This is a genomic window from Pigmentibacter ruber (genome assembly GCF_009792895.1).
GTDB classification, from domain to species: domain Bacteria; phylum Bdellovibrionota_B; class Oligoflexia; order Silvanigrellales; family Silvanigrellaceae; genus Silvanigrella; species Silvanigrella rubra.
Genome location: NZ_WSSC01000003.1, coordinates 345517 through 359907, shown reverse-complemented (window position 1 = coordinate 359907; position 14391 = coordinate 345517). Strand labels below are relative to the sequence as shown.

Below are 14391 nucleotides of genomic sequence, written 5' to 3'. Positions count from 1 at the left end.
TTATTGAACCTGAATAAGTGAAAAATCCGCAACTTCCTCATACATGAAACAAAGTCGAGAGAGAAGAGTTAAACGATTATTCTTTAATTTTTCGTCTGGATCATTAACCATAACATTTTCAAAAAATTTCGACATAGGTTCAGCCAAACTAGCTAAAGTAAGTAGTAAATTTTCATAATCAGAATTTCTTTTAAATTCACGCACTTTATTTTCAACACTTTTTAAATTTTCATATAAAGATAATTCTTCATTAGCTCTAAAAAGATTAATATTTAATTCCTCTTTATTTTGCCAATTTTGTGTTAAATTTTTGGCTCTTTTATAAGGAACTAAAGCTTCAAGAAGGGAACCTTTACCATTTTGTTTTAAGGCGTGAGCTATTTTTCCTGCAAAATTCCTAACATTAATCAGATGATCTTCAAGTAAAGGTTTTGAAAGAGCATCTATTATGCGTGTATCAAAATCCTCAATTAAAGATGCTTTCATTCTTTCTACAATAAATGAATAAATTTTTTGACGACTTTCATGTTTTATAACGTAACTTTCTTCAATAACACCTAGGCATATTTCTACTATCAGCACTAAAGACAAGTTTAAGTGATTTTGTTCACCTTTTACACCGAGTAATCTTGCTATTGACAATGCAAGTCTTCTCAAACCAAATGGATCTTTGTTTCCTTTAACTTCTGCCCCATGACAGATCATCATACATAGGGAATCAATTTTATCTGCTAGAGATAATATTACCCCTTCTAACGAGCTTGGAAGTTCTGAAGATGCTCCTGTAGGTAAATAATGTTCTTCAACAGCTTTTGCTGCTTTTTCTGATTTTAATTGATGATTTAAAATATTTTGTTCCTTAATTAAAATACCACCCATAATTCCTTGCATTTCATCTGGGAATTCTTGGACACAACCAGTTTTTAAATCCGCCTTGCAATACTCAGCTGCTTTTTCTAATACAGAAAAATCAATATCCATTTTTAATTCACGACAAATTCCAGCTGAGATTTTAATTAGTCTTTCAGATTTATCAAATAGAGTTCCCATATTGGCATTGAACAGCTGATCTTTTAACTTAGAACGTAACTCAAATAAAGGTGTTTTTAAATCAGTATCATAATAAAATGCACCATCTTCGAGGCGTCCAACAACAACTGTTTTTGTTCCCTCAATCATTTCAGTTTTCTTTGTACAAGCGTAGTTAGCTGCACCTACATAGTAAGGTAACAATTCACTAGTATTTTCTTTAACAACAGAAAAATAATTCATATGTTCACGAAGAACACTTGTGATTAAAGGTTTAGGTAACCGTAAATATTTTGGATCAAAATCAGCTATAAATAAATCTGGATTTTCAAATAAACCTAAACATTTATTCATTAGTGCTTGATCAGATTTAATTTGTCCATTTACTTGTTTCGCTAATTTAATAGCATCGTTTTCAAATTTTTCTTTTCGATTTTCAAAAGCTGGTACAACTGATAACTCAAGTAATATTTTCTCGTAATTTTTTGCATTATCAATATCAGTTGGTTGAGGGAATAATATTCTTTGCCCGCAGGTTGAACGCCCAGACTTAATACCAAACATTTCAAATTCAATCACAAGATCATTAACAAGCGCAACTATCCAACGTACAGGTCTAATAAATTGGGGACTTATATTCTGAGGTAGCCATTTCATTTTCAAAGGTGCTTTTAATTCATAACACCATTCTTTAAATTTTTCTGCAAGCAATAGCGGAAAATCTCTTCCAATAATTTCTTTAGAAGCAAATAAAAAAGTACCATCATTTTTCTTTTTAAATTCAACTAAAGATGGATCAATATTATTTTTCTTACAGAATCCCAATCCTGCTTGGGTTAAAGTTCCATCAGAATTTCTGGCAATCCTTTCAACAGGCCCCCAAATTTCCTCAATTCTTGCTTTTTCTTGCTTAGGAATATTTAAAAATTGGATGCTTAATCTTCTAGCTGAAACTTCTACTTTGAATTTTGAATTTTGTGAGGTATTATTTTTCCAATCCAGATTATTTGCATTTATAAAACTTCCAATTTTTTCTTCTAATTCAGATTTTGCAGACAGTTGAAATGCTGGAGGCATTTCTTCTACACCAAGCTCAAAAACTATATTTATTTTCTCACTACTACCTAATTGTTCTATGTTTTTATACTTTTTAGTTTCTTGTGGAATAGTTAAATTGTTTTGATTTCCAATTGGAAAGAGCGGCTGCCGAGCATCGGTATCTAGTCTGCTTAGCATTGGAAAATTTAATTTTTCTCTAGAACTTCTATATTGTATTGCACATTTTTTTGCACAATCCCTTACACGTCCGATATATCTTTGTCTTTCACTAACAGAAATAGCACCTCTAGCATCTAAAAGATTAAATGCATGCGAAGCTTGTAAAACATAGTCATATGCTGGCAAAACTAAATTTTTCTCACAAAGTTGTGAGACCTTTTCTTCACATTTTTCAAAATGATCAAATAGTTCTTTTATATCTGCTTCTTTAAAGTTAAAAAAAGAAAATTCAAATTCATTTTGATAAAAAATGTCACCATAAGTAAAATGTTCATTAAAAGGGATTTCCAAGGCATTTTTATATCCCTTTGAATACATATACAGTCGTTCTAAACCATAAGTAATTTCACCACAAACAACGTCAATATCTAGACCACCAAGTTGTTGGAAATAAGTAAATTGAGTTACTTCCTGACCATTTGCTCTTATTTCCCAACCAAGCCCCCAGGCTCCTAAAGTTGGGCCTTTCCAATCGTCTTCCAACAAACCAATATCATTTTCTTTTAAATTAATTCCTACATGTTCAAGAGACTTTAAAAAAATATCCACAATATTTGCGGGTGAAGGTTTTAATAAGACTTGTAGTTGGTAATAATGCTGAAACCGATAAGGACTTTTTCCATATCTTCCATCAACTGGTCTCCTACAAGGTTGCACATACACAGACCTCCATGGCTCAGGACCAATTCCTTTTAAAAATGTGTGTGGATGGAACGTGCCTGCTCCCATACTTGCATCATAAGGTTGACTCCAAATACAGCCATGATTAACCCAATAATTGCAAAGAGATATAATAAAATCTTGAAAATTCTTAATTTCCACAGGGCTCACCTTTCACACAAAAATCAAAAAAAATTCCACGCTTGATTGTTTACACTATTAAGTCGAATTAGAAAAGAAAGTTAGTTTTATCAAGCGTATTTTTTTTATAAGGAGCTATCTTCAACTTTCATACTCGCAAAAAATGCGTCCACGCTTAACAATTGAGCATAATTACTTTTTTAGTTATTAAAAATTCTTTTCTATTCAAATCAGAATATTTTTTCAAAAGACTAATGAAATACTTTAATATTTCTCATCTCTAAAAAATAAAAGGAATGCATATTGCATAAAAATTTATTAAAAAGCCTTAACCTAAATTAATATATGATTTTTAGCTTTAAAAATATAATATTAAATATTATAAAATTTCTGAGATAAATTTATTGCAGTAAGGTAAAGTATTTAAATTCAGAATTTCGTAATAGACGCTTTCTAAACCTTTCAATTTTTCTTTTCATTTAATTTTTATATTTGCAGCAGGATATTATCTGGTCTTTTTTCATAATAACTTTTGGCTTGATAATGAAAAGGAAATATATAATATAGTTTTTCAGTTATATAAGTCATATTAACCTCTAAAAAATTAGGCCGAAGTAAAAGAAATAAGACATTTTAAATTATCTACAGTGTTACATTAAAAGAATTATTAGAATAAATTATCCTAGTAAAACATCTCAAATTATTTTTACTATTTATTATATTATAACCAAAATTTACACGCAAAAATTAGATATTATCAAAAATTAAAAAATCAAGTTTTTGAAATTAATATTTTCTTGAATTTAAAAGAAATATTTTAATAAACTTAAAGTACTTTTAAAAATTAATAATAAATTACTCTATATAAAAATATATCTACAAAGCAAATAAAATTATGAATAAAAACTCTATTAACTACCAATATTTTATTTCCATAACCTGAAAAGATTGTTTGTTCTGCCTAACCTGACAAAAATTAAATCTTAGTTGAAAGAAGCCTTTATGAAGCTTAACTTTAAAAAGATAAGTTTAAGAAACTTGTACTTAGCAAAACAAAGCTTATTTGATTTCAAAAAAGGGTAAAATATTTTAAATCTTCCTTGCTTTGCTGAGTTTCAGATATTAATGGTGAGAATTCGGGTAATTCAACTACAACGCGTCCTAACTTGTTAGGAGTGAGGAAAGTCCGGACTTCATAGAGCAGAATGCTGGTTAACGGCCAGGCGGGGCAACTCGACGGAAAGTGCAACAGAAAATACACAGCCGAAGTCGTAAGACTGGCAATGGTGAAATCGTGAGGTAAGAGCTCACGGATGTTGGTTGGCAACAATCAATCTGGCAAACCCCATTCGAAGCAAGGCCAAATAGGGGTGGAGAATTTGCTCGATTCAATGACACTCGGGTTGGCTGCAAAGAATGTTATGGCAACATAGCATCAAGAGAAATTGTAGTTTAAAACAGAATCCGGCTTATGTATTACCCGAATTTTTCGTTATCTTTAGAAAATAAAAGTTAACCCTTCTGCAGCGGTTGATATGAAAGGAAATACAATATGTTTCAACGCTCGCTTCTTAACAAGTCTTTTTCTCCTGAAGTAACCTATTTCACGTCTGAAAGTGTCAGTGAAGGCCACCCAGATAAGGTGGCTGACCAAATTTCTGATGGTATTTTAGATGAACTCTTAACTTTTGATCCAAAAGCAAGAGTTGCCTGTGAAGCTCTGTGCAAAACAGGTCTTGTCGTTATTGCTGGTGAAATTACTGTCAATCCTGAAACAGTTCATGCAAATGAACTTAAATTAAAAAGAAAAATGAAAAGTTATTCTGATATAGCAAGAAATGTTATAAAAGAAATTGGCTACAACGACCCAAATAATGGTTTTGAATATAGAAGCTGCGGTGTAATTGTTGCTATTGATCAGCAGTCACCAGATATTGCTCAAGGAGTTAACGAAGGCGAAGGTCTGCATAAAGAGCAAGGTGCTGGAGATCAAGGCATGATGTTTGGTTATGCCACAAATGAAACTCCTGAATTTATGCCTGCCACATTGCAATATGCACACTCTATTTTGAGAAATTTATCCAAAGCTAGAAAAGAAGGAACTGTAAATTGGCTACGTCCTGATGCAAAATCACAGGTGACAGTAGAATATCATGACGGCAAAATGAAAAGAATTGATACTGTAGTTGTCAGCACAATGCATTCAGAAAATGTCAGCCAACAAGAAATTAAAGAATTTGTAATTGAGAAGATTATTAAAAATACTATTCCACAAAATTTATTAGATTCAAATACAAAATACCATATAAATCCAACCGGAAAATTCGTTATTGGAGGACCACAAGGTGATTGCGGTTTAACTGGTAGAAAAATTATTGTTGATACATATGGTGGTCATGGTGCGCATGGCGGCGGTGCCTTTTCTGGAAAAGATCCTTCAAAAGTAGATCGTTCTGCTGCTTACATGGGTCGATACATAGCAAAAAATATTGTAGCAGCTGGATTAGCTGAAAGAGCACTTGTTCAGATTGCCTATGCTATTGGAGTTGCACAGCCTGTTAGTGTTAACGTTAATACTTTCGGCACTGAAAAAGTTGCTCGAATTAAAATTGAAGAAGCTGTCCAAAAAGTCTTTAATATGACCCCTGCTGGAATTGTTAAAACTTTTAATCTTTTAAATCCTCAAGAAAATGGTTACACGTATCATGAAACGGCTTCATATGGTCACTTTGGAAGAAGTAACTTTCCTTGGGAAAAAACTGATAAAGTACAAGAGTTGAAAAAATTTGTTTAGTTTAATTAAACCAATTAGATATTTATTTTAATCCTTTCTTTTATTTACAGATCTCCTAAAAAATTATAGTCTTAGTCGCATATGATTAGATGTTTTTAGGAGAACATATGTTAAAAAATAAATATAATAAAAGATTTTTTTTATTTTTGCTGCCTATATTTATGGTTTTTCCAGCATATTCAGATGAAAAAAATAATACTAAAGAAATAGTAACCAATGAATCACAAGATTTAATTTCAGAAAAATTGTTAGATTCTCTTTGGAATAACAGGGAAAATATAGATGGTGAAAATCAAATTTATCTTTTTCTAAGCAAAGAAAACACTATTCCAAAAGATTTCAACATAGCATGGAAGATAGCAAGGCTAGTTTATTATTATGGAAATTTTATCCTTATAGATGCAAATTCAAAAATAGATAAAACAAAATTATTCAAGTACGGCTATGAAGCTGGAAAAATTGCAAAAGAAATAGAACCCAAAAAAGTAGAAGGTTACTATTGGTATGCCATCAATCTTGGATCTTATGGCTTATCTAAAGGAATATTTTCAGCTTTAAGTAATGCAAAACCAGGCAGAGATGCTTTGCTAGAAGCTGCAAAAATTGACCCTAAATATCAATGGTGTGGTCCATTAAGGATTCTTGGCAGATATTATCAGGAAGTTCCTGGAGGATTAATTTCATTTGGTGACAAAAAAATTGCTGAAGATTATTTTACACAAGCAATTCAAACTTGTCCTGAGTTTCGCTTAAATACTATGTATCTTGGCATTTTAAAGAAAAAAGCAGGAGATAAAACAAATGCTTTGGAATTATTTAAAAAAGCTCAAACCTTACCAGAAGTAGATGGTAAAAATGAAGAAAAGCGATATTCTAAAGAACTTGCTGAAAATATTAAAAGTGTGCAAAATATGTAAACGATGCTTAATTAAGGGTTAAGTATGAATTTTGCTTTAAAGGAGTATATATGTCTTCAGGAAAGTTTATTATAGGTGGTATTTTTATTGCTGCAGCAGTTGTTGGCTCAATACCTTTATTTTTTCATGATTATAAAAAGATGGCGAACAGCTTAACTGGGCAAACCTCGTCTACATCTACAATAAGCAACAATGTTTCAAAAGTTACATCAGGTTCTGATGTTCTTGGAAAATATAATGGAGTTACTTTAAAGCGTTCAGAATTATCAACTCAAGAAATGCAATCATTATTTGATGCTGAAAGTCAATCTTATAAGGCAATAGAAAATATTTTAGCTAAAAGATATTTTGATAAAATAATTAAAGATTACATGAAAAACAAAGGAATTTCTAATACCAATGCAGCTGAACAAATGTTTATTCAAGAAAAATCTAATATCTCAGCTGAACAAGTAAAACAATTTATTAAAGAAAACTCAGAGAATCCGCAATTAAAAGGGAAAACACCCGAACAACAAGAAGCTTTAGTGAAACCTTATTTACAAAATCAAGCTGCTGGAAATTATTTTCGAGGTTTAATTTCACAAGCAATTAGCAAAGGTGAAATAGAAGTTACAGGTGCTTCAAAACCAGCTACACCAAAAATTAATGTTGATATAAGTAATGCTCCATTTAAAGGTTCAGCAAATGCGCCAATCACCATTGTTGAATTTGCTGATTTTCAATGTCCATATTGTGCATCCGCTCAACCAGTTGTTGAAGAAGTTCTTAAACAATATAAAGATAAAATAAAATTTGTATTTAAAAATTATCCATTGGTTCAAATTCATCCGGAAGCTATTCCAGCAGCAATTGCTGCAGAATGTGCAAATAAACAAGGAAAATATTGGCAAATGCATGATGCTTTATTTGAAAATCATAAAAAGCTAGGAGAAGAAACTTATTTATCATTAGCACAAAAAATAGGTCTTAAAATAGATGATTTTAATAATTGCAGAAAAGATCAAGCAATTCATGATAAAATTAATGCCGATATTGAATACGGTCAAAGTTTAGGAATCAATGCTACTCCTGCATTTTATATAAATGGAATTCAATTAATGGGATCCTTACCAAAATCAGAATTTGAAAAGGTAATTAATAATGAATTATCTGAGAAGAATTGAATAAAAGTTTGCTGAAATTATTTATCTAGAGTAAATACGCTACAGGTAAGACCTGTAGCTTTTTTTAGGAGATAATTTTATGTATGATAAATTAACAGAACTAGAAATTAATGGAAAAAAAGCCACTTTAAAAATTAACCGACCAAATCAATTAAATGCTTTAAATAAACAAGTTATTAAAGAAATATTCGATCATTGTCTGTTACTTAAGGATAATAGTGATGTTAAAGTATTAGTTGTTTGTGGTGCTGGAGACAAAGCTTTTGTAGCAGGCGCTGATATTAAAGAAATGCAAGACTTTAAAACAGCAAAAGAAGCTAGTGACTTTTCACAATATGCAGCTAATATCTTTACTACACTAGAAAATATACCTCAAATAACAATTGCTCAAGTCCAAGGTTTTGCGTTAGGTGGAGGTCTTGAATTAGCGCTTGCTTGTGATTTAATTATTGCATCTGAAAAAGCGAGATTTGGACTACCAGAAGTTACTCTTGGATTAATCCCTGGATTTTCAGGGACACAAAGACTTGCAAGAAGAATCGGCGTAGCAAAAACAATAGAATGGATATCTACTGCTAATAAATATTCTGCTCAAGAAGCATTTCAAGCTGGGCTTCTAAATCATGTCACAAAACATGAAGAGCTAGTATTTTTTACTAGTGATATTATAGACAAAATTCTAAAAAATGCTCCAACAGCCTTAAAAATAGCAAAAAAAGTTGTTAAGTTTGGTAGTGCAAGTAGCTTTAAAGAAGGTTGTCTTTTAGAATCTGAAGAATTTGGTTTACTTTTTAATACTCCTGAAGCAAAAGAAGGATTGGCAGCTTTTATTGAAAAAAGAGCCCCAAATTTTTAATGCTGAAAGTTTTATAATGGAAAACTCTTCAACCAACGACTTAGCAAAAATAGTAAAAATTTCTTTGATGAATAAATCTGGTGAAATTTTTGATGAATTTAATATCCGTGCAGGCTCTAACTTATGGGTTTTTCTTAGAAAAAGAGGATTACCTATTGGCGCGGCTTGTTCTGGAGTAGGTGTTTGTGGAGCCTGTAACGTTAAAATCATTCATATGTCACCAAATTCATTATCTATCCAAAATAATTTTGAAAAAGAAACTTTACAAAAAAATAATAAGACACAAAACGAGCGTTTAGCCTGTTTAACTAGAGTTTTCCAAGATATTACTCTTCAAGCAGAATATTGGTAATTCATATTTTTGTTTGATTAGGACTCCAATGCTATGAAACATCTTTTGCTTTTCTCGTGTTGTTCATTTTTTCTTTTTTCTGCTTGCAAAGAGCCCGAAGAGAAAAAAAAAGTAGTGTATACTTGCAGTGATTTATATGGCGCCATTTATCCATCTTCCACAAATAAAATTCATGACGGATGTGAAAATAACATTGACGATATTCCAGGTTCTAAGTCTACAGTTTACATATCTTCCAAGATATTAACAAAAAATAATAATGGTTATATCGAAATAACTGGCACTTGTACAGGAGTTGCTGTTACGTCCAGAACCATTCTTACAGCTGCACATTGTTTTACTTTAATTCCAAGCAAAGATGTAATATCTATAACGGCTGAAGTAAAAAATTCTGCTAATAGCTTAAAAAGTTTAAATGCTACGGTAAAAACCAACAAACTATATACTATTAATCCTTTCAAAAAAAATGATCCAAATTCAACCTATATTCCCATGGGTGATATCGCACTTCTTACTACTACTGAACCACTAACAAAAATAAATATTACTCCAGCAATAATAGCTAAAAATTATCAATTGGGAGATCGCTTAGTTACAATTGGTTTTGGTCAAAGTAATGAAAATAATAAAAATAGCGGCAATATTAAGCGTTGGACAGTAACAGAAATATTTAAACCTGAGAAAAAAATAGAATTAAACCAAGAGCAATTTAATCATTATAATAATATAGATTATAAATATGAAATAAATCGATCGGTAATTACTAATATTGGCGACACATTTATATCAACTAAACGATTACGAGGACAAACTTGCAGTGGTGATTCAGGAGGCGGACACTTTCTTATCAAAAATGACAACAATATTAATGAAGCAGTCTTATTAAGTCTTACCCAAGGCATAACTCATCTTGTAACTGGACCTATACCAATGACTGATACAAATGATGATTGTTCTGCTCAGCAAGCTGTAACTACCTATATTTACCCATATTTAAAATGGATAGAAGCTAACCTAAGCGGTGAAAAATTAAAGATCCTTGAATAATTTTTAGATAATGATGCTTTGTATTAAAATTTTTCTTGTTTGAAATTTATTTAAGTTGATTATAAAGTTTTTATGTTCTGTTATTTTTTATCAACCATTAAGAATGAAGTCATATAAATATGAAAAAAATTTTTCTAGTTACCTTTTTAGGACTATCAAACACAGTTTCATATGCTTTAAATCAGGTAAATCAAATTAAAAAAGAAGAATTTTATCAAACGATAAATTCTTCAATATCAGTAGATGATTCTATTATTCAAAACTTCTATCTCAATTACATCCATAATACACAAGAAAAAAATGTTGTTGAAACAAATATATATTGTCCAGACATGGGTTATTGCATAGTTACTACAAAAAATAATAATGAAGCACTAAATTCTACTTTTATTATCGAAGGATATCCTCAACTAAATAGTAATTTATATATTTTTAAAGTTTCTGAGGAAAATTCGTATAAAACTGAAGTTCGATATTATCAAATTCAAAATTAAAAAATATTATAATTTTTCTAAAAATATCATCAGGCATCTTTTTTTATTTTCTACAAGTTAAAAAATTCACATTTTCAGATATCAAATTGTTATAAATTATATTTAAGAAAAATTTTACTTATAAATTAAAAACTATTTCAAATTTTTACTAGTAATATAGAAATCTCTCTTTCAAATACCTATTAAAATCTTTAATTACTTGACATTAAATATTTTATTAAGGTAGTTTTTTAAGGTTTATTAATTTACTTTTTTGCGAGAAATAACCGATGGTTAAAAGTATAACAACTTTTTTAGACAAATATAAATTCTTTACTCTCTTTTTTCTTATTATCATAATAAAACAATATATGAAAATTATACATCCAGGCTTTTGGGGGGAAGATGGGTACATTTTCCTTAAACATTCTTTAGAATATGGTTTATCTTCAATTCTTTTACCTTATTCTGGTTACTATCAAGTTTTACCTCAAATTCTTTCTTATCTTTCAACTAAATTAACAATAGAGTATTACCCATATATTACTATGATAGAATGTTCCGTATTTTTTTCTTACGCTTTGCATATTATAATGAAAAATGAATTTATTTGGATCTCACAAAGCAAAGTCAATAGCTTGATTATTTCACTTTCAATCCTTTTTATTCCGGGACAAATTGAAATTTTAGGAAATTTTGCAAATTTACATTCAGTTCTTTTTTTGTGTTGCGTCCTTATGCTACTTTATGATTTAAACAAAAAATATTCACTTAGACATTTTCTATTTTTTTTATTTACAGGGCTTAGTGCCGGTGAATTATGCGCTTTAATACCTCTATTACTAATGCGGTTTTATCTCATTAAAAAACAAAATAGCGGTGATTCAAAGTATTTAATTAATAACCATCTCATTTTATTAGGTTGTGTTATATTTAGTACTATAATAAATTCATATGCATACATCACAAATTCACATGATGTTTGGACTCAGGGCGAAGCTGGCATTGAAGCAAAAATCGAATTTGTAAGACAATTTTTTCCAAATCGTTTCTTTTATTCTTTATTCAACAGAATGTTTTTAATTCCGATATTTGGTGATAATTACACTTTTTATTTAAATCAAGTTTGGCAATCGGTTTTATGGATAGGTTTCGGATTTACAGCATTATTCTCTTATTTTATATATAAAACTTGGTCAAAAAATTTATACTTTATTATTTTTTCTGGTATATTTACTTATATAACTCTTATCATCATGACTTGTTTAGTTCGCAAAGGTACATGGAAAACTGGGTGGTTTGGTCTTATCAATGAACCATCTTTATTTCAATCTCGTTATTTATTTATATTAGTGCCCATGGCAATCATTTCAATTTATTCTATTTTGTTTAGATATTTAAACAAATTTTGGAACAAAAAAATTAATTACTCAATATTAATATTACTTTTACTTAATTTTATTTTTCAAAACAGAAGTAATTTTTTTGTACCGCCTTACAATAATAATTTATCTATACAGTCCTGGAAAAGCACTGCTAATGAAATTAATTATTTCAAAGAAACAAAGACTTCAGGTCAAGTAAAAATCACTCAAGGCAACTTAGAATATATAATAATTATAAAAAATTAATATATTTTTTGTAAATAATGATAGACTATAAGTTTATATAAATCTAACTTCAGCCTCATTTTGGTCATATACCTGCGACAAAACTTCACTATAAAATAAAACGCAAACAATCCAAGTTAAATCAGCAAGAAATAAATGCACCATTTGCATCCAAACTGGAGCTAAAAGAATAATATTTACAAATCCTGATAATATTTGCACGATAAATATAATAATTATGGAATATAACATTTTTTTCTGTATTTGAGATGAATTTTTATTTGTTAAAAACCATGCTGTGAAGACAGTAAATATTGAAATTAAAATAGCCAAAATAGGATGAACAACTCGCAATGATTTTAAAAAGTGCCCAGCCTGATAAAAATCATTAACTAAACCTTCTCCTACATAATTGGGTCTAAACAATGTATCACCTAAAGCAGTAATAGCTCCTGTCATACCAATAAAAAACATTCCAACAATTATTAATGATGCAGGTAAAATTCTTTTATCACTAATTCTAAATTTACAAACATTAACTAGACCAGAAGACCATGCAGCAGTTAATGCTATTGAAGCAATTAATATAAAAGTAGCAACTAAATGCATAGACATGACAACTGTACGTAAAATAGAGGAATTAGCTGCAACTAAGCCAAAAATAACTAATCCGGCTCCAAGAAGAGCTTCAAATACTACAAAAGCAAAAGCAACCGATGCGGATTTTCTAATTGGATTCCCTTTTTTTGCAACCTTAAAAGCCCACAATATAAGAATAATGGAGCCTATTCCTACAATCCCACTTGAAATGCGATGAGTATATTCTATTACTGTATGGAAAGTTGATAAATTAGGAACAACTTCACCGTTACACAAAGGCCAATGTTCACCACAACCCGCACCTGATCCAGTTGCTCTTACATAGGCTCCCCCCAGTACAGCATATAAATTATACCATAAAAAAATCCATGCAAATCTTGAAAAATACTTAATATTATGCATTTGAACATCCAAAAATAAAAAAATAAAAACAATGAATATAGTATTTAAGATAATACAAAAAAGCAATGAATAAGGAGGTTTGTTGTTTATTATTAACTCGTTTTCAATAAATCATCAATCATGCCATCAACATCACCTTGATCTAATTTTTGATTTCTAGGATCAGGTAATGAAGAAATTAATTTTAAAAAGTTCCTATAAATTTCATCTTCCTCAGATGAAAATTGTTTTCTTCTTAAATCTCTATGCAAAAAGGAATGAAGAATTTCTCCACCTTTTCTTACTGCAAATAAAGGATTAGGATATAATTTTTCATTTTTTGTTAAATATTCTTGATTAAAAGCACAATTCATCCAATTAGAAATTTCAACAATTGCATTTCTATATTGATTCTCTGATTCAAATTGAGCAGCGCTCATAATACTATTTATTAAATTTGATATTGTTGCAAATGACTTTTCATCAGGAAGAGGATTTATTTTCTCAGGTTCATATTTTCCTAACATAGCTAATATAAGTCTAATTCTATGTTTTGATTCACTATAGATATCTTTTATAGAGTCTTTAGGTACTTGTTTCTCAGAATTCAAAAATATTCTCCTTAAAATGGGATAATATCTTATCAATTAACTTACAACTGCTAAAGTAACATCATCTTTAACATGCCTTGGAGGATCTAAACAAGATAATTTACCCAATAATTTTGCACCTTCTTCTACTATTAATTTATATGAAGCAATATCACCTTGAACTCGAGCTGTTGGAGTTAATCTTAAAAGTTCGGCAGCCTTAATAGAACCTTCAAAGACTCCACTTACTTCAATGACAACTCCTTGTATTTCACCTTTAATTAACGCCGATTCTTCAATTATTAAGACATCTTCTGAAATGATAGTTCCTTCAATATGCCCTGCAAGTCTTGCTTCTCCTTTTAGAATAACCTTACCTTGAAAAAATGTTTGACTTCCAAGGAGAGAAAAAGGAACACCTTTAAATTTCTTAGATACATTTTCAATACTTTGAGTAGATGACATAACTTTTACTTCCTTAGCTTTAGCAAACACCT

12 protein-coding genes and 1 other RNA gene are annotated in these 14391 nt (G+C 29.9%); 9 read left to right on the top strand and 4 right to left on the bottom strand.

Going from position 1 to position 14391, the window contains the following annotated elements; translation table 11 throughout:
- Entirely contained in the window at positions 1–3129 is a 3129-nt protein-coding gene (glyS, locus tag GOY08_RS10620) for a glycine--tRNA ligase subunit beta (RefSeq protein WP_158998884.1), read from the bottom strand.
- Positions 3130–4244: 1115 nt separating this feature from the next.
- Between glyS and rnpB the strand changes: the two genes are divergently transcribed.
- The 9 genes from rnpB to GOY08_RS10575 all read left to right on the top strand — a co-directional run bounded on the left by rnpB (position 4245) and on the right by GOY08_RS10575 (position 12344).
- Positions 4245–4596: RNase P RNA component class A (rnpB, locus tag GOY08_RS10615), an RNA gene on the top strand.
- 64 nt (positions 4597–4660) lie between these two features.
- The gene (metK, locus tag GOY08_RS10610; protein ID WP_158998883.1) at positions 4661–5902 is read left to right on the top strand and encodes a methionine adenosyltransferase; all 1242 of its coding nucleotides are present in this window, start codon (positions 4661–4663) and stop codon (positions 5900–5902) included.
- Between the two features lie 107 nt (positions 5903–6009).
- Positions 6010–6819: a hypothetical protein gene (locus tag GOY08_RS10605; protein ID WP_158998882.1), complete on the top strand. Its 810-nt coding sequence runs from the start codon at positions 6010–6012 to the stop codon at positions 6817–6819.
- A gap of 50 nt (positions 6820–6869) precedes the next feature.
- On the top strand, positions 6870–7985 hold the full coding sequence (locus GOY08_RS10600) for a DsbA family protein (RefSeq protein WP_158998881.1): 1116 nt from the start codon (positions 6870–6872) through the stop codon (positions 7983–7985).
- A gap of 79 nt (positions 7986–8064) precedes the next feature.
- On the top strand, positions 8065–8841 hold the full coding sequence (locus tag GOY08_RS10595; protein ID WP_158998880.1) for an enoyl-CoA hydratase/isomerase family protein: 777 nt from the start codon (positions 8065–8067) through the stop codon (positions 8839–8841).
- Positions 8842–8857: 16 nt separating this feature from the next.
- Positions 8858–9193 (top strand): 2Fe-2S iron-sulfur cluster-binding protein, encoded by a 336-nt coding sequence (locus GOY08_RS10590; RefSeq protein ID WP_158998879.1) that lies wholly within the window; start codon positions 8858–8860, stop codon positions 9191–9193.
- Positions 9194–9226: 33 nt separating this feature from the next.
- On the top strand, positions 9227–10240 hold the full coding sequence (locus tag GOY08_RS10585; RefSeq protein WP_158998878.1) for a trypsin-like serine protease: 1014 nt from the start codon (positions 9227–9229) through the stop codon (positions 10238–10240).
- A gap of 119 nt (positions 10241–10359) precedes the next feature.
- A complete protein-coding gene (locus GOY08_RS10580) occupies positions 10360–10734 on the top strand; it encodes a hypothetical protein (protein ID WP_158998877.1) in 375 nt (124 codons plus the stop codon).
- Positions 10735–11084: 350 nt separating this feature from the next.
- On the top strand, positions 11085–12344 hold the full coding sequence (locus GOY08_RS10575; RefSeq protein WP_158998876.1) for a hypothetical protein: 1260 nt from the start codon (positions 11085–11087) through the stop codon (positions 12342–12344).
- A 33-nt stretch (positions 12345–12377) separates the two neighbouring features.
- Here GOY08_RS10575 and GOY08_RS10570 read toward each other — a convergent pair whose 3' ends face one another.
- The 3 genes from GOY08_RS10570 to GOY08_RS10560 all read right to left on the bottom strand — a co-directional run bounded on the left by GOY08_RS10570 (position 12378) and on the right by GOY08_RS10560 (position 14389).
- A complete protein-coding gene (locus GOY08_RS10570; protein ID WP_158998875.1) occupies positions 12378–13325 on the bottom strand; it encodes a COX15/CtaA family protein in 948 nt (315 codons plus the stop codon).
- Between the two features lie 92 nt (positions 13326–13417).
- Positions 13418–13915: a hypothetical protein gene (locus tag GOY08_RS10565; protein ID WP_158998874.1), complete on the bottom strand. Its 498-nt coding sequence runs from the start codon at positions 13913–13915 to the stop codon at positions 13418–13420.
- Positions 13916–13951: 36 nt separating this feature from the next.
- Positions 13952–14389, bottom strand: a complete 438-nt coding sequence (locus GOY08_RS10560; RefSeq protein WP_158998873.1) for a bactofilin family protein — start codon at positions 14387–14389, stop codon at positions 13952–13954.
- Between the last annotated feature and the right edge of the window lie 2 nt (positions 14390–14391).

Excerpts from the sequence above, each read along its gene's own strand:
- GOY08_RS10570 (WP_158998875.1), bottom strand. The coding sequence starts at position 13,325 with ATGCATAATATTAAGTATTTTTCAAGATTTGCATGGATTTTTTTATGG.
- GOY08_RS10595 (WP_158998880.1), top strand. The coding sequence starts at position 8,065 with ATGTATGATAAATTAACAGAACTAGAAATTAATGGAAAAAAAGCCACT.
- GOY08_RS10580 (WP_158998877.1), top strand. The coding sequence starts at position 10,360 with ATGAAAAAAATTTTTCTAGTTACCTTTTTAGGACTATCAAACACAGTT.
- metK (WP_158998883.1), top strand. The coding sequence starts at position 4,661 with ATGTTTCAACGCTCGCTTCTTAACAAGTCTTTTTCTCCTGAAGTAACC.
- GOY08_RS10585 (WP_158998878.1), top strand. The coding sequence starts at position 9,227 with ATGAAACATCTTTTGCTTTTCTCGTGTTGTTCATTTTTTCTTTTTTCT.
- GOY08_RS10590 (WP_158998879.1), top strand. The coding sequence starts at position 8,858 with ATGGAAAACTCTTCAACCAACGACTTAGCAAAAATAGTAAAAATTTCT.
- GOY08_RS10605 (WP_158998882.1), top strand. The coding sequence starts at position 6,010 with ATGTTAAAAAATAAATATAATAAAAGATTTTTTTTATTTTTGCTGCCT.
- GOY08_RS10575 (WP_158998876.1), top strand. The coding sequence starts at position 11,085 with ATGAAAATTATACATCCAGGCTTTTGGGGGGAAGATGGGTACATTTTC.
- GOY08_RS10600 (WP_158998881.1), top strand. The coding sequence starts at position 6,870 with ATGTCTTCAGGAAAGTTTATTATAGGTGGTATTTTTATTGCTGCAGCA.